Below are 26,795 nucleotides of genomic sequence, written 5' to 3' on the forward strand. Positions count from 1 at the left end.
CCGTGAGCACGCCCGAAGAGAATCCGCGCCCCACTCCCGTGGACGTACCGCTGATCCGGGTCGGCGCGCCCGCCCCCGCCGCGGGCGGCTGCGGGGACGGCTGCGGCTGCGGCGACGGCGAGGAGTACGAGGAGTGCGGGCTCGACCCCGCGCTCGCCCAGCTCCTCGCCGAATCCGGCCTGGACCCCATCCAGGTCGAGGACATCGCGCACCTCGCCATCGCCGAGGACCTGGACGGCGGGGTGGACGTCACGACCTTCGCCACCGTCGCCGAGGACGCCGTGGCCACGGGTGACTTCACCGCCCGCGAGGCCGGTGTGGTGGCCGGGCTGCGCGTGGCGGAGGCGGTCCTGTCGATCGTCTGCACCTCCGAGTTCGAGGTCGAGCGGCACGTCGAGGACGGCGACCGCGTCGCCCCCGGCCAGAAGCTGCTGACCGTCACCACCCGCACCCGCGACCTGCTCACCGGCGAGCGCAGCGCCCTCAACCTGCTCTGCCGGCTCTCCGGCATCGCCACCGCCACCCGCGCCTGGGCCGACGTGCTGGAGGGCACCGGGGCCAAGGTCCGCGACACCCGCAAGACGACGCCGGGGCTGCGCGCCCTGGAGAAGTACGCCGTGCGCTGCGGCGGCGGGGTCAACCACCGGTTCTCGCTGTCCGACGCCGCGCTCGTCAAGGACAACCACGTCATCGCGGCGGGCGGGGTGGCCGAGGCGTTCAAGCGGGTCAGGGAGGAGTTCCCGGACGTCCCGATCGAGGTCGAGGTGGACACGCCGGCCCAGCTCACCGAGGTGCTGGACGCGGGCGCCGACCTGATCCTGCTGGACAACTTCACCCCGGCCGAGACCGCCGGAGCGGTCGCCCTGACCGGCGGACGCGCCTTCCTGGAGTCCTCCGGCCGGCTCACCCTCGACTCGGCCCGCGCCTACGCGGAGGCCGGCGTCGACTACCTGGCCGTGGGCGCGCTGACCCACTCCTCGCCGATCCTGGACATCGGGCTGGACTTCCGCGACACCGACGGGGCCGGCGCCTGATGCTGCTCACCATCGACGTCGGGAACACCCACACCGTCCTCGGCCTGTTCGACGGCGAGGAGATCGTCGAGCACTGGCGGATCTCCACGGACGCCCGCCGCACCGCGGACGAGCTCGCCGTGCTGCTCCAGGGCCTCATGGGCATGCATCCGCTGCTCGGCATGGAGCTGGGCGACGGCATCGAGGGCATCGCGATCTGCTCCACCGTCCCGGCCGTGCTGCACGAGCTGCGCGAGGTGACCCGCCGCTACTACGGCGACGTCCCCGCCGTGCTCGTGGAGCCGGGCATCAAGACCGGGGTGCCGATCCTGATGGACAACCCGAAGGAGGTCGGCGCGGACCGCATCATCAACGCGGTCGCCGCCGTCGACCTGTACGGCGGTCCGGCGATCGTGGTCGACTTCGGCACGGCCACCACCTTCGACGCGGTCTCGGCCCGGGGCGAGTACACCGGCGGTGTCATCGCGCCCGGCATCGAGATCTCCGTCGAGGCGCTGGGCGTCAAGGGCGCCCAGCTCCGCAAGATCGAACTGGCCCGGCCGCGCAGCGTCATCGGCAAGAACACGGTCGAGGCCATGCAGGCGGGCATCATCTACGGCTTCGCCGGCCAGGTCGACGGGGTCGTGGAGCGGATGAAGAAGGAGCTGGCGGCCGACCCGGACGACGTCACCGTCATCGCGACGGGCGGCCTTGCTCCGATGGTGCTGGGCGAGTCCTCCGTCATCGACGAGCACGAACCCTGGCTGACCCTCATCGGGCTCCGTCTGGTGTACGAGCGCAACGTGTCGCGGCTGTAGGAACAGGCCGCTGACCGGCGGCTCCGGGTGCGACGGCGCTCCGGAGCCGCCGCGCCACTGACGACCAGTTAAGCCGATTTTGTCCCTTTAGCACGTATTGTCGCGTCATGCCCACGCCCTACGGATCACGCGGCGGTATGGCCTTCAGCGCGGACGAGCTGCGAGTGCTCCGACGCGCCCTCGCCTTCGCGCTGCACCCCGCGCCCCTGCCCGACGAGGATGTCCAGGACTGCCTGCGGCTGGCGGGCAGCGTGGACGAGGCCGTCGCCGAGGCCGGACGGCTGCGCGCCTTCCTCCTCGCCGACCTCGCCCGCTACCGCGACGCCCTCCCCGGCTCCCGCACCGGCTATCTGGAGCTCCTCCAGGACGCCCTGGCCGCCGGGTACGACCCGCTCTCCGAGGACCTGGCGGCCCTGCGCGCCCTGCGTGGCGGCCCGCTCGCCGCCGCCCTCCTGGAGCGCTGCCAGATGATCGCGGAGCGCTCCGTACGCGCCCGGCTCGCCGGACGGGCCGTGCCCGCGACCGCCCCGGCGCCCCGCAGCCGGCTGCTCGCGCTGCCCGGCGGGCGCGCTGCCGAGCCGGACAGGCCGAAGACGCCTCCGGCCCCGGCCCGCCCCGTACCGCCGTCCGAGCGCCCGGCGCCGAAACCCTCCGAGGTCTTCCCGCCGCGCCGCCCCGTGCCGCAGCCACCGCAGCGCCGCGCGGGGTAGGGCCTCTCCGGAGGCCGGGAGGCGGCTCGCTACTCTGGAGGGCATGGACTACGTATCCGCGCTCGTGCCCCCCGTGGTGATGGCCGCCTTCTTCATCGGCCTGGTCGTGACGATCGTCAAGAGCCAGGGCGGCCCCAACAAGGCCAAGGAGGACGCGGCCGTGGACGCGGCGATCAGCCGCGCCGAGTCGGTTCAGCAGACCCCGCGCACCGAAGGGGCCTGACCCCTTCGGGCGCGCCCGGCGCTCCCGTATGCGAAAGGGCGTACGACTCCCGAGGAGTCGTACGCCCTTTCGCTGTGTAAATAGCTACGCATTCCAGACATCTGGCACTAAGGTGACGCTGTGCCCCGACAATTGGGAGAGCTCGAAGACGCCGTGATGACACGGGTCTGGGAATGGAACCGCCCGGTCACCGTGCGGGAAGTCCTGGAGGACCTCCAGCGGGAGCGGTCCATCGCCTACACCACCGTCATGACGGTAATGGACAATCTCCATCAGAAGGGCTGGGTCCGCCGCGAAGTGGAGGGCCGCGCATATCGATATACGGCCGTCTCCACCCGCGCCGCATACGCCGCCGCCCTGATGAACGAAGCCTGGTCGCTCAGCGACAACCCGGCGGCCGCGCTGGTCGCGTTCTTCGGGATGATGTCGGCCGAGCAGCGCGAGGCTCTGCGCGACGCGATGCGGATCGTTCTGCCCGTTCTTCCCGGGGACGGCGCGGGCGGAGCAGGGGATGACGAAGCCGGTGAAGCGGCCGATGGCGCGGAGCCGGGGGCCGGGCGATAGCGTCTGGGTATGTCCTCAGAGCTTCCGCAAACCGATTTCCGGACCGAACCGTCGGTTATAAACGTGGCCATCACCGTCCGGCGCGCACGGACGAGCGATGTACCCGCCGTCCGCCGTCTCCTCGACGGCTACGTGCGGGAAGGCATCCTCCTCGACAAAGCCACGGTGACGCTTTACGAGGACATCCAGGAGTTCTGGATCGCCGAACGGGACGAGGACGCCTCGGTCGTCGGCTGCGGTGCGCTGCACGTCATGTGGGAAGACCTCGCCGAAGTCCGCACGCTCGCCGTCGACCACGGCCTCAAGGGCGCGGGAGTGGGCCACCAGGTCCTCGACAAGCTGCTGCGGACCGCCCGCTGGCTGGGTGTCCGCCGGGTTTTCTGTCTCACCTTCGAAGTCGACTTCTTCGCGAAGCACGGCTTCGTGGAGATCGGAGAGACGCCCGTCGACGGAGATGTCTACAGCGAGCTGCTGCGTTCCTATGACGAGGGAGTCGCGGAGTTCCTCGGTCTCGAACGAGTGAAGCCGAACACCTTGGGCAACAGCCGGATGCTTCTGCACCTGTGACCGCGCGAAGAGCGGGAAGAGGGGGGCTGCGCCTCTATGTCCGAATCGCGCACGTTTCCCGTCTCCTTGAGCTGCTGAACCTCTCCCGAGGGTTTGTGTTTTCCGGGGAAAAGCGGTTTCCTTTCCGCGTACTCCATTTTCGATGAAAGGAAATCCGGTGGCACAGAAGGTTCAGGTCCTTCTTGTTGACGACCTCGACGGTGGCGAGGCGGACGAGACGGTGACGTTCGCGCTGGATGGCAAGACGTACGAGATCGACCTCACCACCAGCAACGCGGACAAGCTGCGTTCCCTTCTCGAGCCCTACGCGAAGAACGGCCGGCGTACCGGTGGCCGTGCGGCGTCGGGACGCGGCAAGGGCCGCGCCGTCTCCGGTGGCAACAAGGACACCGCCGAGATCCGTAAGTGGGCCCGCGAGAACGGCCACAATGTGAATGACCGCGGCCGCGTCCCCGCCGAGATCCGCGAGGCTTACGAGAAGGCCAACGGCTGAGCCACGGGCTCATCGTGGAACAAGCCCGCCCGGGCGCGCGCCAGTCGGGCCCGGTGGCATTCCGTCGCCACGGCGTCCACGAGCCGGACGAGGTCGGGAGCGTCACCACGCCTGCTCCCGAAGCCGGAGAAGGCCGGGAGAACCGGCGCTTCGTCCTGTTCCCGTGACGGCCTGGGGGGCCGCAGCCAGGAGGCGGCCCCCGGCTCCACCGGACGTCCCGGCGGCGGCGGAGCGGTGATCCGCCCGCCTGCGCCCAGACCGGTCAGCGACAGCGCGACCCCGCCCCACTCCAGCCAGTCGAGCAGCCCCGGCAGCTCCTCCGCGCTTCCCGGCGCCACCAGCAGGCTCATCCGCAGCCCCATGAGCGCCACCGGCCCCGTAGGGCCCACCCGCCGCAGCGCCGCGTGCCCGGCGACGGCGGGGACGACGAGCACGTCGAACCGCAGCCCGGTCAGCAGCCGCACCGGTGAACCGCCCGCCGTGGCCCAGCCCATCTCCCGCTCGTACCACCCGGCCCAGCCGTTGCACGGCTCGCCCCGGAGGTCACCGCCCAGCTCGACGGAGGGCGGGACGCGGGGCGGCGGCACGGTGAGAGTCATGACGGAACAACCCCCGACCGGCCTCGCAGGTTACGTACCGCGCACGTGCAAACGCATAGGGTGTCCGGGTTGGGGGCGTACGGGCGCATTCAGGAGTACGAAGATGTTCGCCCGTAGCGGAGGGAACCCGCGTACGCCGCATGGACTGTCTGTAATTGCGGGTAAGACATCCCTAGTGGGGAGGGGCGACACGCATGCCATGCACGTCTCACGTTCGCCATCGGCGTACTGGCGACTGGGGTATTGGCCTGGCCTGCGGGAACATCGTCTCGCACCATCGGGTTGGAGGAGTTGTCGGCGTTCGGGGCGGGGCATCCGCCAGGAAGCAAGGCCGTGTGTCGGCAGTCGAAATGAGCGGTCCCCGCTTGCGGGACTAAGCTGCGGAAGGACAGGGAGGGGACCGACCCCTTACTGCCTGACCGCTCTGAGGAGCGATTAACGATGTTCGAGAGGTTCACCGACCGCGCGCGGCGGGTTGTCGTCCTGGCTCAGGAAGAAGCCCGGATGCTCAACCACAACTACATCGGCACCGAGCACATCCTCCTGGGCCTGATCCACGAGGGTGAGGGTGTCGCCGCTAAGGCCCTGGAGAGCCTCGGGATTTCGCTCGAGGCGGTCCGCCAGCAGGTGGAGGAGATCATCGGCCAGGGCCAGCAGGCCCCGTCCGGACACATCCCCTTCACGCCCCGAGCCAAGAAGGTCCTGGAGCTGTCGCTCCGCGAGGCCCTCCAGCTCGGCCACAACTACATCGGCACGGAGCACATCCTGCTCGGCCTGATCCGTGAGGGCGAGGGCGTCGCCGCCCAGGTCCTCGTGAAGCTCGGCGCCGACCTGAACCGGGTGCGCCAGCAGGTCATCCAGCTGCTGTCCGGGTACTCCGGCGGCAAGGAGGCCGCCACCGCGGGCGGTCCCGCGGAGGGCACGCCCTCCACGTCGCTGGTGCTCGACCAGTTCGGCCGCAACCTCACGCAGGCCGCCCGCGAATCCAAGCTCGACCCGGTCATCGGGCGCGAGAAGGAGATCGAGCGGGTCATGCAGGTGCTTTCCCGCCGTACGAAGAACAACCCGGTGCTCATCGGCGAGCCCGGCGTCGGCAAGACGGCGGTCGTCGAGGGCCTGGCCCAGGCCATCGTCAAGGGCGAGGTGCCCGAGACCCTCAAGGACAAGCACCTCTACACCCTCGACCTCGGCGCCCTGGTCGCCGGCTCCCGCTACCGCGGTGACTTCGAGGAGCGCCTGAAGAAGGTCCTCAAGGAGATCCGCACCCGCGGCGACATCATCCTGTTCATCGACGAGCTCCACACCCTGGTGGGTGCGGGCGCCGCCGAGGGCGCGATCGACGCCGCGAGCATCCTCAAGCCCATGCTGGCGCGAGGCGAGCTCCAGACCATCGGTGCGACCACGCTGGACGAGTACCGCAAGCACCTGGAGAAGGACGCCGCGCTGGAGCGCCGCTTCCAGCCGATCCAGGTCGCGGAGCCGTCGCTGCCGCACACCATCGAGATCCTCAAGGGTCTGCGCGACCGCTACGAGGCCCACCACCGCGTGTCCATCACGGACGAGGCGCTGGTCCAGGCCGCGACGCTGGCCGACCGTTACATCTCGGACCGCTTCCTGCCGGACAAGGCGATCGACCTGATCGACGAGGCCGGTTCCCGGATGCGCATCCGCCGGATGACCGCGCCGCCGGACCTCCGTGAGTTCGACGAGAAGATCGCGGGCGTCCGCCGCGACAAGGAGTCGGCCATCGACTCCCAGGACTTCGAGAAGGCGGCTTCCCTCCGCGACAAGGAGAAGCAGCTGCTGGCGGCGAAGGCCAAGCGCGAGAAGGAGTGGAAGGCCGGCGACATGGACGTCGTGGCCGAGGTCGACGGCGAGCTCATCGCCGAGGTCCTGGCCACCGCCACCGGCATCCCCGTCTTCAAGCTGACCGAGGAGGAGTCCTCCCGGCTGCTGCGCATGGAGGACGAGCTCCACAAGCGCGTCATCGGGCAGAAGGACGCCATCAAGGCGCTCTCGCAGGCGATCCGCCGTACGCGGGCCGGCCTGAAGGACCCGAAGCGCCCCGGTGGCTCGTTCATCTTCGCCGGCCCGTCCGGTGTCGGTAAGACCGAGCTGTCCAAGACGCTCGCCGAGTTCCTGTTCGGCGACGAGGACGCGCTGATCTCCCTCGACATGTCGGAGTTCAGCGAGAAGCACACGGTCTCGCGCCTCTTCGGTTCGCCCCCCGGCTACGTGGGCTACGAGGAGGGCGGCCAGCTCACCGAGAAGGTGCGCCGCAAGCCGTTCTCCGTCGTCCTCTTCGACGAGGTCGAGAAGGCCCACCCCGACATCTTCAACTCCCTGCTCCAGATCCTGGAGGACGGTCGCCTGACCGACTCCCAGGGCCGGGTCGTGGACTTCAAGAACACGGTCATCATCATGACGACCAACCTCGGGACCCGGGACATCTCCAAGGGCTTCAACCTGGGCTTCGCCGCCCAGGGCGACGTCAAGACGAACTACGAGCGGATGAAGGTCAAGGTCAACGAAGAGCTCAAGCAGCACTTCCGGCCCGAGTTCCTCAACCGTGTGGACGACACGGTCGTCTTCCACCAGCTCAGCCAGGAAGACATCATCGAGATCGTCGATCTGATGGTCGCGAAGGTGGACGAGCGGCTCAAGGACCGTGACATGGGCATCGAGCTCAGCACGGACGCCAAGAAGCTGCTGGCCAAGAAGGGCTACGACCCCGTGATGGGCGCCCGGCCGCTGCGCCGGACGATCCAGCGCGAGATCGAGGACGTCCTCTCGGAGAAGATCCTCTTCGGCGAGCTGCGTCCCGGCCACATCGTGGTCGTCGGCAGCGAGGGCGAGGGCGACGAGGAGAAGTTCACCTTCCGCGGCGAGGAGAAGTCGGCTCTGCCCGACGTCCCGCCGATCGAGCAGGCGGCGGGCGGCGGCCCGAACATGACGAAGGAAGCGTGACAGGCGCCTTCTGCCACCCCGGCAGTAGCGCCCGAGCGTCCGAAGGGGCGGCCCCGGACCGGTTTCGACCGGCCGGGGCCGCCCCTTTTCGCGTCCCGGACACGGTGACAGCGGCGTCACAGGAACGTTCCGGTCGCGTTCGCTACGCGCATTGACCGAAAACCGCTGGTTACGCTGACCCCGCTTCGGGCGGCCTGCCCGAGAGGGCTTCTCGATTGCGAATGAAGAGCCCGGGATCACGTAACGAACGAGGGGGGCGGGCACGCCATGGGCAGAGGCGACGTGTCGCGCAGGCGGATGATCAGGCTGGCCGGAGCCGGAGCGGGGCTGGCCCTGCTCGGTGCCGGGACCGCGGCATGCGGCCCGGCCGAGGAGCCGGCCGAGGGCGGCGGCTCCGGTTCGGCGAAGCCGGGCGAGTCCGGGAAGCCCGGGGGTGCCGCCCCCGAGCCGGGCGGGAAGCCGAAGCCGGCCTGGCAGCACGCCGCCACGTACGACGGTCTGGCCTGGATATCCGCGGTCGCCGTGGTCGACGACGTGGTGCTGGTCTCCGGTGACCCGCTGGTGGCCCGTGACCTGTCCACCGGCAAGGAGCTCTGGTCCCGGGCCGAGGTGACCACCCCCGGCGCGAGCATGCTCATCGGCAACGGCACCCTGTACCTGGCCAGCGCCCGGTACGACGGCAACGTCATCGGTCTCGACCCCAGGACGGGCAAGGACACCTGGCGCAGCCGGCTCGGCGACAAGGAGTACTCCCAGCCCCGGGTCATCGCCGCCGACGCCGGCCACGTCTACGTCGTCGCCGGGATCCTGGACAAGGACTTCCGGACCCCCGACAACGTGATCGCCGCCATCGACACCTCCTCGGGCAAGGTCGTCTGGCGCGAGCAGCGCGACCACGGCACCGAGACGAACGGCCTCACCGCACGGGTCTCCGGCAAGCGCCTCGTCTACACGGACTTCCGCGAGAACCTCACGGTCCGCGACACCGCGACCGGCCACCAGGTGTGGACGAAGAAGATCGGCCGCACCGGCAACCGCGGCTTCGAGGTCCACGAGGGCCTGGTCATCATCGCGACCCGGGAGAAGATGCGTGCCTTCGACCTGGAGACGGGCGCCGAGCGCTGGTCCTTCGCGACCGAGAAGTACAGCCGGTTCAACGACCCGGCCGTCCTGGACGGCGTCCTCTACGTCTCGGACACCGGCCACGCCCTGTGGGCGGTCGACCCGGCGACCGGAAAGCGCCACTGGCACAACGAGGAGAGCCTGGAGATCGCGGCCCCCTGGCAGTTCGCCAAGGTGGGCGGCGTCCTCTACGGAGCCACCCAGTTCGACAAGTACGGCGGCATCCACGCCTTCGACCCGGCCGACGGCAAGCTGCTGTGGACGTACAACGACGGCTCCGGCGACCTCGACCGCTGGTACCTGGCCTCGGGCGGCAGGCACCTGGTCGCGCTGCACGCCGAGAAGGTGACCGGGCTGCCCGTGGGATAGCGCTCGGCGCCGGGCCGAAGGTCCCGAAACGGACGGCCTTCGGTCCCACCGCCGGTGACAAGGCGCACAGGCCGTTCCGGGCCTACTAGCCGCCATAGGAGCGACGGGCCCGATCCGTCGGGGGCCTTTCGGCCCTGCGGCGGACGGGCCCTCCGCGCGCCCTGGCCCGTATGCCCCGACAGGGGGCGTATGTCCGGTTGGGTCGGTGTGGAACTGGGCGTAAACCTGTTCCGGGGGAGGACTTCCGAGGGTCTTCCGGAGGGGGTGGACGGGGGTCTTCCGGGCGCATTCCCGGGGTGCTTTCTACGGCTTTTGATCGTAGATGGGGTGTTTGAGCACCGGCGGGGGTGCGGGTTACCAAGGTATGGCCAGCCCGGCACACCGCCGGGTCCAGTCACCTCCGGAGGATTTCCGCTTATGTCGAAGCGCGTTACGTTCCAGTCCCGCCGCCCGTCCGTGTCCCGTGTCCGTGGAGCCGTCGTGGCAGCCGGCCTGGGGACGTCGATGGTTCTCGGCGCGGGCGCTGCGTTCGCGGCCGGCACTGCGGACGCCCCCCAGGCCCCGGCTCTGGTCAGCTCGGCCACCGCCGACTCGGTCGCCAAGCAGGCCGCCGCGCAGGGCAAGGCCGCCGAGCACACCGCGGCCAAGAAGGCCGAGGAAGCCAAGAAGAAGGCCGCCGCCGCGAAGAAGAAGGCCGCCGCCAAGAAGAAGGCCATCGCCAAGCTTCCGTGGGAGGCCCCGGTCAACCACTACGAGCTGAGCGCCAGCTTCGGCAACGACGGCAGCCGCTGGGCCCACAAGCACTCCGGCCAGGACTTCGCCGTGCCGATCGGCACCAAGGTCGAGGCCGCCCACAGCGGCACGATCGTGAAGGCCGGCCCGAACGGCGGCGGCGACGGCCCCGCGTACGGCAACGCCATCGTGATCTCGCACGGCAACGGCACGTACTCGCAGTACGCGCACCTGTCCAAGATCGACGTGCACATCGGCCAGCACGTGAAGAAGGGCGAGAAGATCGCCCTGTCCGGCAACACCGGCAACTCCAGCGGCCCGCACCTGCACTTCGAGATCCGGACCACCCCGAACTACGGTTCGGCGGTCAACCCGGTCAACTTCCTGCACAAGCACGGCATCAACGTCTGATCCGGCCCGTGCCCCCGGCCCCCCGGCCCCCGCCTCCGAGCGGGGTCACCGGGGGGTTTCCGGGTCGTGGGCCCGGGTGACCAGCTCGACGGCGACTTCGAGAGTGGCCTTGCGCTTCTCCTCGGGGTCGCCTCCGACGTCCTGCAGGGCGAGCATCCCGGCGTGCAGGGTGATGAGTGCGCTGAAGCACCGCACCTGGTCGGTGAGCGGCGCGCCCGGTTCCTTGATCAGGTCCACCAGGCCCAGGACCCGGTTCTTGATGGTCCCGCCGATGCTCAGGTCCCGTACGGTCGCCTGGTTCTCCTGCATGAAGCGGAAGAGCGGGGCCGCCTGGGCCAGCGCGTCGCTGTAGCGGCGGAGGATCTCCGTCTTCGTCTCCAGGGTGCGCGGCTGCGTCCCGCCCCAGGCGATCAGCTCCTCCACCGGCCGGTTCAGGTCCTCGAAGATGCTGACGAGGATGTCTTCCTTGGTCTTGAAGTGGTAGTAGAGCGCCGCCTTGGTGACGTCCAGCTTCCCGGCGATCTCCCGGAGCGAGGTCTTCTCGTAACCCTGCTCGGCGAAGAGCTCCAGGGCGACGTCCTGGATGCGCTGGCGAGTGTTGCCCCGGCGCGGCTGCGGCGTGCTGCCCATGGTGCTCTCCCAAATAACTTACTTGACGCCCGGCTAGTTACGGGTCTACCTTCCTCCAGTGTAAGCAACTAGCCGGGCGGCAAGTAAGGGCCCGGTGGTGAAGTTGACTGGGGAGTTGGGGAAGATGGCGGACCTGATCAAGACGGCGGACGGGAAGGCGGGCGGCCCACCGGCCACGAAGGCGGAGCCACCGGCTCCGCCGGAGCGCAGCGTCCGGGTGGTGGTGCTCGCCCTGATGATCGCCATGCTGCTGGCGATGCTCGACAACCTGATCGTCGGCACCGCGATGCCGACCATCGTCGGTGACCTCGGCGGCCTCGAACACCTCTCGTGGGTCGTCACGGCCTACACCCTGGCCACCGCCGCGTCCACGCCCATCTGGGGCAAGCTCGGCGACATGTACGGGCGCAAGGGCATCTTCCTCACGTCCATCGTGATCTTCCTGATCGGCTCGGTCCTCAGCGGCATGGCCCAGGACATGGGCCAGCTGATCGGCTTCCGGGCCGTCCAGGGCCTCGGCGCCGGCGGTCTGATGGTCGGTGTCATGGCGATCATCGGCGACCTCGTGCCGCCCCGCGAGCGCGGCAAGTACCAGGGCATGATGGCCGGCGTGATGGCCATCGCCATGATCGGCGGACCGCTGGTCGGCGGCACCATCACCGACCACCTCGGCTGGCGCTGGAGCTTCTACATCAACCTCCCGCTCGGCGCCGTCGCGCTGATCATGATCACCACGGTCCTGCACCTGCCCAAGCGGGAGCGGACCAAGCGGAACGTCGACTACCTCGGCGCCGCGCTGCTCACCGTCGGCATCACCGCGATCGTGCTGGTCACCACCTGGGGCGGTTCCGAGTACGACTGGAACTCCGCGGTCATCATGGAGCTCATCGCGATCGGCGTCGCCTCGCTGGCCGGCTTCCTCTTCGTGGAGACGAAGGCCGCCGAGCCGATGATCCCCCTCCACATCTTCCGCAACCGCAACTTCACGCTCATGTCCGTGGTCGGCTTCATGGCCGGGTTCGTGATGTTCGGCGCGGTGCTGTTCCTGCCGCTCTACCAGCAGTCCGTGCAGCACGCCTCCGCGACCAACTCGGGGCTGCTGCTCCTGCCGATGCTGCTGTCCATGATGGTCGTCTCGCTCATCGCGGGCCGGGTCACCACCAGCACCGGCAAGTACAAGGTCTTCCCCGTCGTGGGCTCGATCCTCATGGTCATCGGCCTCTTCCTGCTCGCGCAGATGGACACCGGCACCAGCCGCTTCACCTCCGGGCTGTACATGGCGGTGCTCGGCGCCGGCATGGGCTTCCTGATGCAGATCACGATGCTCGTCGCGCAGAACAGCGTCGAGCTGAAGGACATGGGCGTCGCATCCTCGTCGACCACCCTCTTCCGTACGCTCGGCAGCTCCTTCGGCGTCGCCATCATGGGCGCGCTGTTCACCGGCCGGGTCCAGGACGAGATGGCCTCGCGAGGCGGCGGCGCGGCCACCTCGCACTCCGCCCAGCTGGACGCGGCGAGCCTGGCCAAGCTGCCGGTGCCGGTGCGCGAGGCGTACGAGTTCGCGGTGGCGTCCGGCACCCACATCGCGTTCCTCGTCGGCGCGTCCGTCGGCCTGGTCGCGGTCGTCGCCTCCCTGTTCGTCAAGGAGGTCCCGCTGCGGGGCGCAGGGCCCGAGGCCAAGCCCGCCCCGGCGGTCGCGGAGATCTGACCGGACACGGATGTACGCAGGGCCCCGGGGCACACGCCCCGGGGCCCTCGCCCGTGTCAGTCCCTCTTACCGCCGTCCGGTTCCGACTCCGCCGGGCTCCGGTGCTCCGCGAACTGGAGCATCGGATAGCTGCCCGTGGCCGTCGGCGCGTGCTCGGGCAGCCACAGCACCGCGACCGCCCCGCCGCCGCCCTCCGCCGCGCCCTCCGGGGCCGCGTTCCGGAAGGTCAGCCGGGCCCCGAGCACCCGGGCCTGGCCCGCCGCGATCGTCAGCCCCAGCCCGTGCCCGCGCCCGGCCCGGTCGGCCGACCCGGTACGGAACCGGCTCGGCCCCTCCCGCAGCAGCGCCGCCGGGAACCCGGGCCCGTGGTCGCGGACCCGGACCACCCGGCCCTCGACCGTGACCTCCACCGGGGTCGACCCGTGCTTGGCCGCGTTGCCCAGCAGGTTGCCGAGGATGCGCTCCAGGCGGCGCGGGTCCGTGTTGACCCAGGACTCGTGGACCACCCGCACCCGGACCTCCGGGTCCAGCAGCGCCACCCGCCGGCTGACGAACTCGCCGAGCGCGATCTCCTGGAGCTCGGCCCGCTCCGACGCGCTGTCCAGCCGGGCCACCTCGAGGACGTCCTCGACCAGTGTGCGCATCGCCTGGGCCCGGTCGCGCACCAGCTCCGTGGGGCGGCCCGGCGGCAGCAGCTCGGCCGCCGTGAGCAGCCCGGTCACCGGCGTCCGCAGCTCGTGCGCGATGTCCGCGGTGACCCGGCGCTCCGCCTCGATCCGCTCGTTCAGCGCGTCGGTCAGCGCGTCCACCGCACCGGCCAGCTCGTCCGTCTCGTCGCGCACGACACCGCCGACCGCGTCCCTGACCCGGACGTCCGTGTTGCCCTGGGCCACCTTCCCGGCGGCCGCGGCCGCCTTGCGCAGCCGGCGCGAGAGCTGGCCGCCGATCAGCACACCCAGCGCGGAGCCGCCGAGGACCACCGAGACCGAACCGATGATCAGCGCCCGGTCCAGGTCGCCCATGATCGTGGTCGAGCGGTCCGCGAACCGGGTGTGCAGCGACAGCACGTTCCCGTTGCCCACCGGCACGGCCGCCCAGACGTCGGGCACCCCGCCGGAGTCGTCCACATGCGTGGCGCGGCGGTTGCGCCGGACCTCCTCGCGCAGGCTCTTCGGCATCGTCGGATCGTTGAGCTTCGCCCCGAACCGGGGGTCGGCCTTCTTCGTCTTCTTCGCCTCGTACAGCAGCTGCGCGTAGGTCAGCCGTTCCAGCTGGACCTCGCGGGCGTTCTCCAGCATCGAGACGCGGGCCGCGTTGTGCACCACCAGGCTCAGCGCGACGGCGATCAGCGCACCGACCGCCGCGATCGCGATGCTGATCTTCCAGCGGACGCCCGTCCGCAGGGAGGGCCGCCTCATGCCCGGAGCTTGTAGCCGAAGCCGCGGACCGTCTCGATCCGGTCCTGGCCGATCTTCGTGCGCAGCCGCTGCACATGGACGTCGACGACCCGGGTGTCCCCGCCCCAGCCGTAGTCCCAGACCCGTTCGAGCAGCTTGTCGCGGGAGAGCACGGTGCCGGGCGCCGTGGAGAACTCCAGGAGCAGCCGCATCTCGGTCGGGGTCAGCGCCACCTGCGCCCCGCCCCTGCGGACCTCCATGCCCTCGGTGTCGACCTCCAGGTCCCCGAAGACCAGCACCCCGCCCACGGCCTCCGGCTCCGGCTGCCCGCCGCCGGCCCGGTCGCCCGACGCATGGCCGAAGCGGCGCAGCACCGCCCTGATCCGGGCCACCAGGACCGCCCCGTCGAACGGCTTGGTGACGTAGTCGTCCGCGCCGGCCTCCAGACCGAGGACCACGTCGATCGAGTCGGCCCGCGCCGACAGCATGATCACGGGGACCGTCGACTCGTCCCGGATGCGGCGGCACAGGCTGACCCCGTCCAGGCCGGGGACCATGACGTCGAGCAGCGCGATGTCGGGCCGGTCCGCCCGGAACGCCTCCAGGCCGGTCATTCCGTCGGGCACCGCGGTGACCGCGAAGCCCACCCGTTCCAGGGCGAGCTGGGTGGCCTCGCGGATGACGTCGTCGTCCTCGACGAACAGCACATGGGTCTCGGCCATCGGAGAGCTCTCAGTTCCTCGGCGGTTCCGTGGGTTCGGGAAGGTCCCCGTCACCCGTGCCCACGGCTCGGTTGAAGTCGTTGCGCACCCGGTCCTGCTCGGTGAACCGGCCGTTCGCCCAGTGGTACGTGATCACCTCGTCGCCCGAGGGATAGGCGACGGAGTCCTTCTTCTCGTACACCTGGGTCGTCACCACCAGGTCCCCGCGGTCGATGGTGCCGTAGACGGCGGGCTGCTCGACGGTGAAGACGTTCTCGTACGTCCCGTCGGCGCGCGGCCGGTAGACGTAGGTGCCGACCCCCACCGAGTCGCCGCAGGTCATCACGTTCACCACGACGTCGGCGGACGAGCCGCCGGTGATCCTGCCGTACGAGGTGTCCACCGGATACTCGTCGCCGCTGCACGCCTTCAGGTCCAGCCGGACCCGCCCGCTCACCTTCGGGTCCGCCTTCAGCAGCGCCACGGCGTCCACCCGGGGCGCGGGCTTCGCCGTGGCGGCGGCCGTCGTACTCGGGGTGACCTGGACGACCGGTTCGGCGCCCGCCGGGCCCTCGTCCCGGGTGCCGGTGCCACCGGTAGAGCAGCTGACGGCGAACAGCCCGAAGACGGCGAGGCCGGCCAGGGCCGCGCTGCTCGCCGCCCAGCCGGTCAGCGGGCGTCTGCCGACGCCGGCCGTTCCCCCGCCCGTCGTGCCGGTGACCGTGCCGTCGTCACCGCTGCCTGTCAGGCCGCGCACCGCTCCCGCCCCCGCTCCTCGGCGCGCCGGGCATCCCGGCTCGCCGCTTCCCTGTTCTCCAGCTCCTGGCGCAGCCGCGCCAGCGCACGGTGCAGCGTGCTCTTGACCGTACCGGCCGACATGCCGAGCGCCGCCGCCGTCTCCTCCGTGCTCATCTGCTCCCAGTGTCGCAGGACGACGACACTGCGCTGCTTGGGAGCCAGCACGCCCAGGATGTCCATGAGCAGGGCGCGGTCGGCGCGCTGCTCGGTGCCGTCCTCGACGCTGGCGTCGGGCAGCTGTTCGGTGGGCACCTCGTCCAGCTTGCGCGCCCGCCACCACTCGGTGCGGGTGTTGATCATGACGCGGCGCAGGTAGGCGTCGGCGAGGGACTTGTCCTCGATGCGGTCCCAGCGGCCGTAGGTGCGGGCCAGCGCGGTCTGGAGCAGGTCCTGGGCGTCCACGGGGTCCGGGACGAGCCGGCGCGCGCTGCGCAGCAGCGCCTCCTGCCGGGTCCGTACGTACTCTTCAAAACCGAGCACCTCGCCCTGCGCCATCACAACCGCCTCCATCCCCGTGGATCCCCGTGAACCGCTCGTACCGCTGCCCGCCGGTGGTCGGTTCCGGCTGACGTCGCAGACGCTACGGAGCGGTTGTCACGAGGCTGTGCGGGGCAGCCGTACGCGGACGCACGGCTGTCCATCGGTTGTGTAACAACGCGGGGAGGAGACCGGACAAAGGACCCCGCGCCGGACGTGCGAAGGGCCCGCCCGCCCCGTCATTGTCACGGGTCGGGCGGGCCCTGTCGGCCGTTGTTACGAAGGCGGGCGGACGCTGTTACGCGGGGGAGACGGTCCGCTCCCTCAGGTCAGCGGCAGCCGGTACCGCCGGTCGGCCAGTGGCTCGACCAGACCGTCGGCGACCAGTCCGTCCAGCGCGCGGGCCCGCTGCACCGGCTCGTCCCACACCGCGTCGAGCGCCGCCTGCGGGACCGGGCCGACCGACTCGCGCAGCACGGCGAGGAGCCTGCCGCGCACCTGCCGGTCGGTGCCGGCGTAGGTCTGGCCGCGGCGCGGCGGCCCCTGGTGCGCGGGCTTCCCGGCCAGCCGCCAGGCGCACTGCTCCGCGATCGGGCACCGCGAGCAGTCCTCGTTCTTCGCGGTGCAGACGAGGGCGCCCAGCTCCATCGTGGCCGCCGCCCAGCGGGCCGCCCGCTCGTCCTCGTCGGGCAGCAGCTCACGGGCGAGCCTGCGCTCGGCTGCGGTCGTCGCGTTCGGCGGGTACTGGATGCCGGTCGCGGCCCGTGCGAAGACCCGGCGGACGTTGGTGTCGAGGACGGCGTGACGCTGCCGGTACGCGAACGAGGCCACGGCCGCCGCCGTGTACTCGCCGATGCCGGGCAGGGCGAGGAGCTGGGCGTGCTCACTCGGTACGTCGCCGCCATGGCGTTCCGTTATCGCCTGGGCGGCCCCGTGGAGGCGCAGCGCCCGGCGCGGGTAGCCGAGCCGGCCCCAGGCACGGACCGCCTCGCCGGGCGGCTCGGCCGCGAGGTCGGCGGGGCGCGGCCAGCGGGCGAGCCACTGCTCGTACACCGGGAGGACTCGGTTGACGGGGGTCTGCTGCAGCATGAACTCGCTCACCATCACACCCCAGGCCCCCGCTTCGGGGCGGCGCCAGGGCAGATCGCGGGCGTGCTGGTCGAACCAACCGATCACGGGGGCGTGGAGGGAGGCGGGGGGCGTCTGTGTCGCAGTCGTGGCAGTCATCGCACCATCGATCCTGACACGGCGTTCCGGTAAGAGGCCCCACGCCCCGCGAGCCGTTGCGGCAACTGGCCGATGGGCCGTTCTCCGCCCATCTCGACGCACTCGCCCTGCGTAAACGTTTCGTCACATGTGGTCACATCGACTGCTCATGGTGCCCGAACTGGCCCTCGCGGGATGATGATCCGCAAAACTTGGGGATCAAGGCGGCGGGTGGGGCGGGAGTTGGGCCGGATCTCTCGTACAGTTTGGGCCGTGGGATCTCTGCGCAATCCGATCGGTCCGCTACCCTCCAGCATCTACTGGCGACGGAGGGCGGTCGCGGCGGCCCTGGTCGCGCTGCTCGCGCTGCTGATCGCATGGGCCGTCACCTCCGGTGGCGGCGGCGGGGATCACCACGACGACTCCAAGGCGCCCGGCTCCGGCCCCGCGGGCTCCATCACGCCCGGGCCCTCCCGTTCCGGCCCCGCGATCACCGAACAGCCCGGCGGGAGCGGCGAGTCCAACGGCTCCGGCGGCAGCGGCGGTGACAAGGACGGCAGTTCGGGCGGCGGCTCCGCCGGTACGGGCGGCGGCTCGGACTCCTCGGACGCCAACGGCGGTGGCCAGGAAACCGGTTCGGGTTCCGCTTCCGGTTCCACCGGCTCCGGCGGAACGGACGGAGTGGCGGCCGCGCGTCCCGTACCGGCCGGCTCCTCGCTCCCCGACTGCGCTGCGGGCGCGATCCGGATCGCCCTGAAGACCGAACTCAGCTACGCCCCCGACGAGAAGCCCACGTTCCGGCTGTTCGTCACGAACACCTCGTCCACCGCCTGCAAGGCCGACTTCGGGCCGAAGAGCGCGGTGCTCACCGTCACCGAGGCGGGCGGGGACGACGACGAGCTGTGGTCGTCCAAGGACTGCCCGCGCGACCCGAAGCCCGTCCTGATCGAGGTGCCCGCCGGGAAGACCGTCGTGCACAGCGTGAAGTGGGACCGGGCGCAGAGCGCCCCCAAGTGTGCGACGCCACCCGCGGGCAAGGCCAAGCCGGGCACGTACCTCGTGGAGGCCAAGGCGCCGGGCGAGCCCGTGCAGCGCGCCTCGTTCGTCCTCGCGAAGGACTGAGCACCGGCCCCGGTGCCCAGGGGGAGCGCCGGGGCCCTACACGTACCGTTCGAGGATGGACGACTCGGCCAGCCGGGACAGGCCCTCGCGCACGCTGCGCGCCCTGGCCTCGCCGACCCCGTCCACCGTCTGGAGGTCGTCCACGCTCGCCGCGAGCAGCTTCTGCAGACCGCCGAAGTGTTCCACGAGCCGGTCGATGATCGCGCCCGGCAGCCTCGGCACCTTCGCCAGCAGCCGGAAACCGCGCGGCGACACCGCCGAGTCCAGCGTCTCGGGCGAGCCGCTGTAGCCCAGCGCCCGCGCCACGACGGGGAGTTCGAGCAGCTCCGTGTGGGTCAGCGAGTCCAGCTCGGTCAGCGCCTCCGCCACCGTGCGCGAACGCTTCGCGGTCGGCTCGGGCACGTAGTCCCGCACGACCAGCTCGCGCTCCGGCTCCACGCCCGCGATCAACTCGTCCAGCTGGAGCGAGAGCAGCCGCCCGTCGGTGCCGAGCTCCACCACGTACTCCGCGATCTCCGTCGCGATCCGGCGGACCATCTCCAGGCGCTGGGCCACCGCCGTCACGTCCCGGACGGTCACCAGGTCCTCGATCTCCAGCGCGGAGAGCGTCCCGGCGACCTCGTCCAGCCGCAGCTTGTACCGCTCCAGCGTGGCCAGGGCCTGGTTGGCGCGGGACAGGATCGCCGCGGACTCCTCCAGGACCCGCCTCTCCCCGTTCACGTACAGCGCGATCAGGCGCATCGACTGGGAGACCGAGACGACCGGGAAATTGCACTGCTTGGAGACCCGGTCCGCCGTGCGGTGCCGGGTGCCGGTCTCCTCGGTGGGGATCGACGCGTCCGGGACCAGCTGCACACCGGCGCGCAGGATCTTCGACATGTCCTTGTCGAGGATCAGCGCGCCGTCCAGCTTGGCCAGCTCCCGCAGCCGGGTCGCGGTGAACTCCACGTCCAGCACGAAGCCGCCCGTGCACATCGACTCGACGGTCTTGTCCATGCCGAGCACGATCAGACCACCGGTGTTGCCGCGGAGAATGCGCTCCAGGCCGTCCCGCAGGGCCATTCCGGGCGCGACGGCGCTCAACGACGCGCGCATCAGCGCCTCGTTGCCCGTGGTTTGGCCGGACTTTCCGGGCGATGCTGCCCGGTCGCTGGCTGCCACTGCACTCCTCCGGTCACAGGTTTGCGGTGCCCTCGTGGCCTGTCGGTCGGAACAGGCCGTCCAATCGAAGGACCCTACGTCCCTCGTACCGTTCGTACGGACGGGCGAGACCAGGGCAAAGTCTACCGGCGCGCGTCGTCCTCCCGGGGGGCCTGTGCGCGGGTCCGGCGCGGGAGCGCCCTGAGCGCGTCGCCCATGTCGGCCACCTCCGTCACCTTCATACCGGCCGGGACCTTGCCCGGATCGGTCGGGACCAGGGCGTGCGTGAACCCCAGGCGGTGCGCCTCGGCCAGCCTGCGCTGCACCCCCGTGACCCGTCTCACCTCGCCCGCGAGCCCCACCTCGCCGATCGCCACCAGGTTCTTCGGCAGCGGGGTGTCGCTCGCCGCGCTCGCCAGAGCCAGCGCGATCGCCAGGTCGGCGGCCGGCTCGGACAGCTTCACACCGCCCACCGTCGCGCTGTAGATGTCCCGCTTGCCCAGCGAGCTGATCCGGCCGCGCTGCTCCAGGACCGCGAGCATCATCGACACCCGGGAGGTCTCCAGACCCGAGGTGGTCCGCCGGGGAGACGGGATCTGCGAGTCCACCGTCAGCGCCTGCACCTCGGCCACCAGCGGCCGCTTCCCCTCCAGCGTCACGGTCAGGCAGGTGCCCGGCACCGGCTCGTCGCGCCGCGTGAGGAACAGGCCGGAGGGGTCGGCGAGGCCCGTGATGCCCTCGTCGTGCAGTTCGAAGCAGCCGACCTCGTCGGTCGCCCCGTACCGGTTCTTGACGCCGCGCACCAGACGCAGCCGGGCATGGCGGTCGCCCTCGAACGACAGCACCACGTCCACCAGGTGTTCCAGGAGCCTGGGCCCGGCGATCGCGCCCTCCTTGGTGACATGGCCCACGAGCAGCGTCGACATCCCGCGCTCCTTGGAGGCCCGGATCAGCGCCCCCGCCACCTCGCGGACCTGCGCCATCCCGCCCGGCGCGCCCTCGATCTCCGGCGAGGCCACGGTCTGCACCGAGTCCAGGACCAGCAGTGAGGGCTTGACCGCGTCGAGGTGGGCGAGCACCGCCGACAGATCGGTCTCCGCCGCCAGGTACAGGTGATCGTTGATCGCGTGGATGCGGTCGGCCCGCATCCGGACCTGGGAGGCCGACTCCTCACCCGTCACGTACAGGGTGCGGTGCTCGTCGTTCGCCGCCTTCGCCGCGACGTCGAGCAGCAGCGTGGACTTGCCGACGCCCGGCTCGCCCGCGAGCAGCACGACGGCCCCGGGCACCAGACCGCCGCCCAGGACCCGGTCCAGTTCGCCGACACCGGTCGGCCGGGCGGTGGCCTGCCGGCTGTCCACCTGGCCGATGGGCAGCGCGGCGGTGGAGACCCGCCCCGCCGCCGTGGTCCGGACGGCGGGCGCGCCGCCGAACTCCTCGACCGTCCCCCACGCCTGGCACTCGGGACAGCGGCCGAGCCACTTCGCGGTGGTCCAGCCGCATTCGGTGCAGCGGTAGGACGGCCGGTCCTTCGCGGATTTCGTACGGGCAGCCATGGCGCCACCGTATCGGTGAGGTCTGACAACGCGGCCGGGAACGCCTGTCCTTTATCGCGCGATACGTTCACCCGTAAGGGTTAAATCTACTCAAGGAGTACGAGGGGCGAGTCCGCCGTGCCTACGGTCGCTAGGTGACGAGCAGCAGGCTGGAGACTCCGACGAACACCCCCGGCGCACACCGGGGCCAGCATCGCGCGCCCCACTCCTCGCACGCCGCACCGAAGCCGCCCGCCCGTTACGAGCCGCATCTCGACGGCCTCTTCACCTACTGCCTCTCCGTCCTCTGCGACCACGACGCCGCCACCGAAGCGCTGGGCGGCGTCCTGGCCCTGGCCGAACGGCAGGGCTCCCGCTGCCCGGCCGGCGAGGAGGAACGTAAAACCTGGCTGTACGCCCTGGCCCGGTGGACGTGTCTGCGCCGGCTCACCGAGCAGAAGCAGGGCCGCCGCGCCCACCGCCGCCCGGACCCCGCCCGCCCCCCGCACCGCAGATCCGCGGACGAGGACCGCCGCACCCCGACGGCCGCCCGCCCGGCCCGGCGCGCGGCGCGCCCCGCGTCACCAGCCGCCCACACGGCCGCGTCTGCCACGCCGGAGGCCCCGGAGAGCGCCCCCGCCGCCGAGGCGCACCGCCGGGAGCTGGCCCGGCTGGCCTGGCCCGAGGCCGCCGGCACCACCCCGGAGCAGCGAGAGGCGCTGGAGCTGGCCGTCCGGCACGGACTGACCCCGCACGCCGTCGCCGCCGTCCTCGGCCTCGCGCCCACGGCCGCCCGCGAGCTGCTGGCCGGCGCCGCCTGCGAGGTCGAGCGGACCCGGGCCGCCCTCGCCGTCGTGGAGACGGGCAACTGCCCCACGGCCGCCCGGCTCACCGGCGACCACCGCGCACTCCTCTCGCCCACGCTGCGCCGCGAACTCGTCCGGCACGTGGACGACTGCCCGCGCTGCCGCCGCGCCGCCGAGCGCGCCGGGGCCGAGGCGCCGTGGCCCGGGAAGACGGTCGCCCCGGCCGCCGCGCTGCCGGTCGTGGAGGCGCCGCGCCCCTCCGCGTACGTGGCCATGCTGCACGCGCGGAAACACCTGAAGAATCGGTCCGCCACTCCCCGCTTCGACCGCACCGGCTTCCCCATGGACCCCAAGGACCACGCCGCGCGCCGCGACCGGCTGCGTTCCCGGGTCATGACCACGACGGTCGTCGCCACCGTCGTCGCCGCCCCCGTCATCGCCCTGTGGTCCGCGTACCGGGGGGCGCCCCTCACCGGCGAGGGCCGCGACGGCTCGGCGGTCAGCGCCGCCGACAACGGGACCGGTGGTGGCGCCGAGACCCCCTACGCCCCCTACGAGAACGCCGGGAACGCCCGCCCGGACGGCGGCTCCCGCTTCACCGGCGACGACTCGCTGCCGGAGGTCTCCGCCGAGATCGTCAGCAAGGGTGCCGACCCCTCCCGCGATCCCGCCGCCCACGGCGAGGGCCGGCTCACCGTCCGGACCCGCACCGCCGGTTCCGCCACCTTGATCACCCTCACCGCCTCGAAGGCCGGGCCGGTCTCCTGGACCGCCGCCACCGACCGGCCCTGGGTGACCCTGAGCCGCACCTCCGGCAGGCTCCCGGCCGGCGGCAGCGTCACGATCCGCGCCCTCGTGGACCACGCGCGGCAGCCCGCAGGCCCCTGGACCGCCCACCTCACCGTCGCTCCCTCGGGCGCGGTCGTCGCCCTGCACGGCTACGGGGCCAAGGCGCCCACCCCCGGCGCCTCACCGCGCGGACTCCACCCGCGCCCGGTCCCGCCGAGGACCGGTACGCCGGACCCGGAACCCACCCCGGATCCCTCCACCCCGACGCCCGGTCCGACGACGCCGACGCCGACGGAGCCCGACCCGAGCCCGACCCCGGACCCGACCGGCTCCTCCGGGCCGCCCGCGCCGCCGAAGGGGCCGAGCACCCCTCCCCCCGCGAACTGAGGTGCTACGCCGGGTCCGCCGGGTGCGGGGCCATCGGCAGCAGCGAGGCGAGCCGCTGCTCGCAGAGCTCCGTCAGCGTGTCGTACGCCTCCTTGCCCATCAGCTCGATGAGCTCCGGCCGGTACGACACGTACACCGGCTCACCGCCCCCGTGCGCCGAGGTCGCCGATGTGCACCACCAGTGCAGGTCGTGCCCGCCCGGACCCCAGCCCCGCCGGTCGTACTCACCGATCGACACCTGGAGCACCCGGGTGTCGTCGGGCCGGTCGATCCACTCGTACGTACGCCGTACGGGCAGCTGCCAGCACACGTCGGGCTTGGTCTCCAGCGGCTCCCGGCCCTCCCGCAGCGCCAGGATGTGCAACGAGCAGCCCGCCCCCGCCGGGAAGCCCGGCCGGTTCTGGAAGATGCACGAGCCCTGCCAGCGACGCGTCTGGCGGTCCCCGTCCTCGTCGGTCTGCGTCCAGCCCGTCTCCGTACCCACGTCATGGAACTGCCACAGCTCAGGAGTGAGGCGCGCGACATGACCGGCCACCCGCTTCTCGTCGTCCTCGTCCGAAAAGTGGGCGCCCAGCGTGCAGCAGCCGTCGTCGGCGCGGCCCGCCTGGATGCCCTGGCAGCCGCTGCCGAAGATGCACGTCCACCGGGACGTCAGCCAGGTCAGATCGCAGCGGAAGACCTGCTCGTCGTCGGCGGGGTCGGGGAACTCCACCCAGGCGCGCGCGAAGTCGAGCTCCGTCTCGTCGGAGGGATCCGGCTCGGACGCGGCCGGCGTCCGCATCTCCACCTTCTCCACGTGCTTGATGTCCTGCGGGGTCTCCGCCTCGATGTCCCGCTTCTTCGTGGCTTTGCCCGGCTTCGCCTTTTTCGTCTTTGGCACGGGCCCAGAGTATGTGTGCCGGCCGCAGTAGCGTGCCCCGTATGAGACTCGGAGTCCTCGACGTGGGGTCGAACACGGTTCATCTGCTGGTGGTGGACGCCCACCCCGGCGCCCGCCCGCTGCCCGCGCACTCGCACAAGGCCGAGCTGCGCCTCGCCGAACTCCTCGACGAGGACGGCGCGATCGGCCCGCTGGGCGTGGAGCGGCTGGTCGGTACGGTCGCGGGTGCGCTCGAAGCCGCCGAGGACAAGGGCTGCGAGGACGTCCTCGCCTTCGCCACCTCGGCGGTACGCGACGCGAGCAACGCCGACCAGGTCCTGGAACGGGTCCGGGACGAGACGGGCGTCGACCTCGCGGTCCTCAGCGGTACGGAGGAGGCCCGGCTCACCTTCCTCGCCGCCCGCCGCTGGTACGGCTGGTCGGCGGGCAAGCTGCTGGTCCTCGACATCGGCGGCGGCTCGCTGGAGATCGCGTACGGCATGGACGAGGAACCGGCCGCCTCGGTCTCGCTGCCGCTGGGCGCCGGGCGCCTCACCGCGGGCTGGCTGCCGGGCGACCCGCCGGACCCGGCCGAGGTGAAGGCGCTGCGCCGGCACGTACGGGCGCGCATCGCCCGCAGCGTCGGCGACTTCGCCCGCATCGGCCGCCCGGACCACGTGGTGGCCACCTCCAAGACGTTCAAGCAGCTGGCCAGGATCGCGGGTGCGGCCCGGTCCGCCGAGGGCCAGGACGTGCCGCGCACCCTCAGCCGCAAGGCGCTGGAGGAGTGGGTGCCGAAGCTGGCCGCGATGACCGCCGAGGAGCGCGGGACCCTGCCCGGCGTGTCCGAGGGCCGGGCCGCCCAGCTGCTGGCCGGGGCGCTGGTCGCGGAGGGCGCGATGGACCTGCTCGACGTGGAGGAGCTGGAGATCTGCCCGTGGGCGCTGCGCGAGGGTGTGATCCTGCGCCGCCTGGACCACCTGCCGGCGGACGGGGAACCGGCGCTGGACTGAGGGGGCGGGCCGGTGGTGCGGCCCTTGTCACTTTCCGCCGCTCTCCCTCGGGTGGGGCGCACCACTGCCCGTACGCTGTCTGCGTGGCAGAACCAGTGGTGCGCGTCCCGGATGCGAAGGTCGCCCTGTCGACGGCCTCGGTCTATCCGGAGTCGACGGCGACGGCCTTCGAGATCGCCGCGCGCCTCGGTTACGACGGCGTCGAGGTCATGGTCTGGACCGACCCGGTCAGTCAGGACATCGAGGCGCTGCGCCGGCTCTCCGACTACCACCAGGTGCCGATACTCGCCGTGCACGCGCCCTGTCTGCTGATCACCCAGCGGGTCTGGTCGACCGATCCGTGGGTCAAGCTCCAGCGGGCCCGCGCCGCCGCCGAGAAGCTGGGCGCGTCGACGGTCGTCGTCCACCCCCCGTTCCGGTGGCAGCGCAACTACGCCCGCGACTTCGTCACCGGAATCTGGCGGATGGCCGACGAGACGGACGTCCGGTTCGCCGTCGAGAACATGTACCCGTGGCGCTACCGGGACCGCGAGATGCTCGCGTACGCCCCCGACTGGGACGTCACCAACGACGACTACCGCCACTTCACGGTGGACCTGTCGCACACCGCCACCGCCCGCACGGACGGCCTGGCCATGGTGGACCGGATGGGCGACCGGCTGGCCCACGTCCACCTGGCCGACGGCAAGGGGTCCAACAAGGACGAGCACCTGGTGCCCGGCCGGGGCGACCAGCCCTGCGCGGAACTGCTGGAGCGGCTGGCCGGTTCCGGCTTCGACGGGCACGTGGTCATCGAGGTCAACACCCGCCGCGCGATGTCCACCGCCGAACGCGAGGCCGACCTCGCCGAGGCGCTCGCCTTCACCCGGCTCCACCTCGCCGCGTCCACCGAGCGCGCCCCCCGCTCATGACGCCGGACCCGACCGGCCCCCGGCGCCGGGGCCGCCCCGCCCGTGCCGCGTCGGACACCGGCCCGGACGCGCGCACCCGCATCCTGGAGGCGGCCCGCACGGAGTTCGCCGAGCGCGGGTACGACAAGACCTCGGTGCGGGGCATCGCCCGCGCGGCCGGCGTCGACTCCGCGCTGGTCCACCACTACTTCGGCACGAAGGACGAGGTCTTCGCCGCCGCGATCGAGCTGTCCTTCGAGCCCGCGCTGCTCGTCCCGGCCGTCCTCGAAGGGGACGCCGAGAACGTGGGCGAACGCCTGGCCCGCGCCTTCATCGGCATCTGGGAGAACCCGGCGACCCGGGCCCCCCTCCTCGCGGTCCTCCGCTCCGCCCTCACCCACGAGGCCGCCGCGAAGGTCCTCCGGAGCTTCGTGCTGCGCCGCCTCCTGGACCGCGTGGCGGCGGGCCTGGACATCCCGGACGCGACGTTCCGCGCGGAGCTGGCGGCGTCGCACATGGTGGGGATCGCGATACTGCGGTACGTGCTGGGGGCGGAGCCGCTGGCGTCCGCGCCGCCGGAGAAGATCGTCGCGATGGTGGCCCCGACGCTCCAGCGGTACCTGACGGAGCCGTCCCCGTAAGCCCGCGGCACCGTCGTCGGGGGCGCTGCCCCCGGACCCCCGCTGCCCGATCGCCGCAGGGGGCCTGAATCCCGCCCTCGCCGCCGCACATCCGCGGCGACGAGGGGC

At 71.7% G+C, this 26,795-nt stretch carries 26 protein-coding genes; 16 read left to right on the plus strand and 10 right to left on the minus strand.

Annotation, left to right across the window (positions count from 1 at the left end):
• Nucleotides 1-2 precede the first annotated feature (2 nt).
• From nadC to ACN6LM_RS18835, 7 genes are all read left to right on the plus strand, one after another.
• Nucleotides 3-1,034, plus strand: a complete 1,032-nt coding sequence (gene nadC / locus ACN6LM_RS18805) for a carboxylating nicotinate-nucleotide diphosphorylase (protein WP_445066546.1) — start codon at nucleotides 3-5, stop codon at nucleotides 1,032-1,034.
• On the plus strand, nucleotides 1,034-1,831 hold the full coding sequence (locus ACN6LM_RS18810; protein ID WP_018102267.1) for a type III pantothenate kinase: 798 nt from the start codon (nucleotides 1,034-1,036) through the stop codon (nucleotides 1,829-1,831). Before nadC ends, ACN6LM_RS18810 begins: the two co-directional genes overlap by 1 nt.
• A 137-nt stretch (nucleotides 1,832-1,968) precedes the next feature.
• Nucleotides 1,969-2,541, plus strand: a complete 573-nt coding sequence (locus tag ACN6LM_RS18815) for a hypothetical protein (RefSeq protein WP_445066567.1) — start codon at nucleotides 1,969-1,971, stop codon at nucleotides 2,539-2,541.
• Between the two features lie 43 nt (nucleotides 2,542-2,584).
• Entirely contained in the window at nucleotides 2,585-2,764 is a 180-nt protein-coding gene (locus ACN6LM_RS18820; protein ID WP_018102269.1) for a hypothetical protein, read from the plus strand.
• 120 nt (nucleotides 2,765-2,884) lie between these two features.
• Entirely contained in the window at nucleotides 2,885-3,328 is a 444-nt protein-coding gene (locus tag ACN6LM_RS18825) for a BlaI/MecI/CopY family transcriptional regulator (protein WP_445066547.1), read from the plus strand.
• Between the two features lie 9 nt (nucleotides 3,329-3,337).
• Nucleotides 3,338-3,895, plus strand: a complete 558-nt coding sequence (locus tag ACN6LM_RS18830) for an amino-acid N-acetyltransferase (RefSeq protein ID WP_164401223.1) — start codon at nucleotides 3,338-3,340, stop codon at nucleotides 3,893-3,895.
• Between the two features lie 157 nt (nucleotides 3,896-4,052).
• Nucleotides 4,053-4,388, plus strand: a complete 336-nt coding sequence (locus tag ACN6LM_RS18835) for a histone-like nucleoid-structuring protein Lsr2 (protein ID WP_018102272.1) — start codon at nucleotides 4,053-4,055, stop codon at nucleotides 4,386-4,388.
• Here the strand turns inward: ACN6LM_RS18835 and ACN6LM_RS18840 are convergent.
• On the minus strand, nucleotides 4,367-4,987 hold the full coding sequence (locus ACN6LM_RS18840) for an SCO3374 family protein (RefSeq protein WP_445066548.1): 621 nt from the start codon (nucleotides 4,985-4,987) through the stop codon (nucleotides 4,367-4,369). The two genes, ACN6LM_RS18835 and ACN6LM_RS18840, sit on opposite strands and share 22 nt — an antisense overlap.
• 441 nt (nucleotides 4,988-5,428) lie before the next feature.
• On the opposite strand from ACN6LM_RS18840, the gene ACN6LM_RS18845 reads away from it, so the two are divergent.
• From ACN6LM_RS18845 to ACN6LM_RS18855, 3 genes are all read left to right on the plus strand, one after another.
• On the plus strand, nucleotides 5,429-7,954 hold the full coding sequence (locus ACN6LM_RS18845; RefSeq protein ID WP_445066549.1) for an ATP-dependent Clp protease ATP-binding subunit: 2,526 nt from the start codon (nucleotides 5,429-5,431) through the stop codon (nucleotides 7,952-7,954).
• A gap of 267 nt (nucleotides 7,955-8,221) precedes the next feature.
• Nucleotides 8,222-9,445, plus strand: coding sequence for a PQQ-binding-like beta-propeller repeat protein (locus tag ACN6LM_RS18850; protein ID WP_445066550.1), 1,224 nt, complete (start codon nucleotides 8,222-8,224; stop codon nucleotides 9,443-9,445).
• Nucleotides 9,446-9,862: 417 nt separating this feature from the next.
• Nucleotides 9,863-10,588: a M23 family metallopeptidase gene (locus tag ACN6LM_RS18855; RefSeq protein WP_445066551.1), complete on the plus strand. Its 726-nt coding sequence runs from the start codon at nucleotides 9,863-9,865 to the stop codon at nucleotides 10,586-10,588.
• Between the two features lie 45 nt (nucleotides 10,589-10,633).
• On the opposite strand, the gene ACN6LM_RS18860 is transcribed toward ACN6LM_RS18855, so the two are convergent.
• Nucleotides 10,634-11,218, minus strand: a complete 585-nt coding sequence (locus tag ACN6LM_RS18860) for a TetR/AcrR family transcriptional regulator (protein ID WP_445066552.1) — start codon at nucleotides 11,216-11,218, stop codon at nucleotides 10,634-10,636.
• 124 nt (nucleotides 11,219-11,342) lie between these two features.
• Here ACN6LM_RS18860 and ACN6LM_RS18865 point away from each other — a divergent pair, with 124 nt between their 5' ends.
• Nucleotides 11,343-12,926, plus strand: coding sequence for an MDR family MFS transporter (locus ACN6LM_RS18865; protein ID WP_445066553.1), 1,584 nt, complete (start codon nucleotides 11,343-11,345; stop codon nucleotides 12,924-12,926).
• A 56-nt stretch (nucleotides 12,927-12,982) separates the two neighbouring features.
• Here the strand turns inward: ACN6LM_RS18865 and cseC are convergent, their stop codons facing one another.
• The 5 genes from cseC to ACN6LM_RS18890 form a co-directional block, all read right to left on the minus strand.
• On the minus strand, nucleotides 12,983-14,344 hold the full coding sequence (gene cseC / locus ACN6LM_RS18870; protein ID WP_445066554.1) for a two-component system sensor histidine kinase CseC: 1,362 nt from the start codon (nucleotides 14,342-14,344) through the stop codon (nucleotides 12,983-12,985).
• Nucleotides 14,341-15,045 carry a two-component system response regulator CseB gene (gene cseB / locus ACN6LM_RS18875; protein ID WP_445066555.1) on the minus strand — a complete coding sequence of 235 codons (705 nt, stop codon included), beginning with the start codon at nucleotides 15,043-15,045 and terminating at the stop codon, nucleotides 14,341-14,343. Before cseB ends, cseC begins: the two co-directional genes overlap by 4 nt.
• A gap of 10 nt (nucleotides 15,046-15,055) precedes the next feature.
• Nucleotides 15,056-15,781, minus strand: a complete 726-nt coding sequence (locus ACN6LM_RS18880; protein WP_445066556.1) for a hypothetical protein — start codon at nucleotides 15,779-15,781, stop codon at nucleotides 15,056-15,058.
• Nucleotides 15,769-16,317: a SigE family RNA polymerase sigma factor gene (locus tag ACN6LM_RS18885; protein WP_164401226.1), complete on the minus strand. Its 549-nt coding sequence runs from the start codon at nucleotides 16,315-16,317 to the stop codon at nucleotides 15,769-15,771. The genes ACN6LM_RS18880 and ACN6LM_RS18885 overlap by 13 nt, the downstream gene beginning before the upstream one ends.
• A gap of 306 nt (nucleotides 16,318-16,623) precedes the next feature.
• Nucleotides 16,624-17,526: an A/G-specific adenine glycosylase gene (locus tag ACN6LM_RS18890; protein WP_445066557.1), complete on the minus strand. Its 903-nt coding sequence runs from the start codon at nucleotides 17,524-17,526 to the stop codon at nucleotides 16,624-16,626.
• Nucleotides 17,527-17,820: 294 nt separating this feature from the next.
• Between ACN6LM_RS18890 and ACN6LM_RS18895 the strand changes: the two genes are divergently transcribed.
• Nucleotides 17,821-18,627: a hypothetical protein gene (locus tag ACN6LM_RS18895; RefSeq protein ID WP_445066568.1), complete on the plus strand. Its 807-nt coding sequence runs from the start codon at nucleotides 17,821-17,823 to the stop codon at nucleotides 18,625-18,627.
• A 36-nt stretch (nucleotides 18,628-18,663) separates the two neighbouring features.
• On the opposite strand, the gene disA is transcribed toward ACN6LM_RS18895, so the two are convergent.
• Both disA and radA read right to left on the minus strand, forming a co-directional pair.
• On the minus strand, nucleotides 18,664-19,788 hold the full coding sequence (disA, locus tag ACN6LM_RS18900) for a DNA integrity scanning diadenylate cyclase DisA (protein ID WP_073966311.1): 1,125 nt from the start codon (nucleotides 19,786-19,788) through the stop codon (nucleotides 18,664-18,666).
• Nucleotides 19,789-19,910: 122 nt separating this feature from the next.
• A complete protein-coding gene (gene radA, locus ACN6LM_RS18905; protein ID WP_445066558.1) occupies nucleotides 19,911-21,323 on the minus strand; it encodes a DNA repair protein RadA in 1,413 nt (470 codons plus the stop codon).
• A gap of 134 nt (nucleotides 21,324-21,457) precedes the next feature.
• Here radA and ACN6LM_RS18910 point away from each other — a divergent pair, with 134 nt between their 5' ends.
• Complete coding sequence (locus tag ACN6LM_RS18910) at nucleotides 21,458-23,284, plus strand: hypothetical protein (protein WP_445066559.1); 1,827 nt, start codon at nucleotides 21,458-21,460, stop codon at nucleotides 23,282-23,284.
• Nucleotides 23,285-23,288: 4 nt separating this feature from the next.
• Here the strand turns inward: ACN6LM_RS18910 and ACN6LM_RS18915 are convergent, their stop codons facing one another.
• On the minus strand, nucleotides 23,289-24,164 hold the full coding sequence (locus tag ACN6LM_RS18915; protein WP_361033038.1) for a hypothetical protein: 876 nt from the start codon (nucleotides 24,162-24,164) through the stop codon (nucleotides 23,289-23,291).
• A gap of 41 nt (nucleotides 24,165-24,205) precedes the next feature.
• On the opposite strand from ACN6LM_RS18915, the gene ACN6LM_RS18920 reads away from it, so the two are divergent.
• From ACN6LM_RS18920 to ACN6LM_RS18930, 3 genes are all read left to right on the plus strand, one after another.
• Nucleotides 24,206-25,156, plus strand: a complete 951-nt coding sequence (locus tag ACN6LM_RS18920; protein WP_445066560.1) for a Ppx/GppA phosphatase family protein — start codon at nucleotides 24,206-24,208, stop codon at nucleotides 25,154-25,156.
• Nucleotides 25,157-25,239: 83 nt separating this feature from the next.
• The gene (locus tag ACN6LM_RS18925) at nucleotides 25,240-26,067 is read left to right on the plus strand and encodes a sugar phosphate isomerase/epimerase family protein (protein ID WP_445066561.1); all 828 of its coding nucleotides are present in this window, start codon (nucleotides 25,240-25,242) and stop codon (nucleotides 26,065-26,067) included.
• Nucleotides 26,064-26,687 (plus strand): TetR/AcrR family transcriptional regulator, encoded by a 624-nt coding sequence (locus tag ACN6LM_RS18930; protein WP_445066562.1) that lies wholly within the window; start codon nucleotides 26,064-26,066, stop codon nucleotides 26,685-26,687. The genes ACN6LM_RS18925 and ACN6LM_RS18930 overlap by 4 nt, the downstream gene beginning before the upstream one ends.
• The last annotated feature ends 108 nt before the right edge of the window (nucleotides 26,688-26,795 follow it).

The organism is Streptomyces sp. SAS_281, from assembly GCF_052542855.1.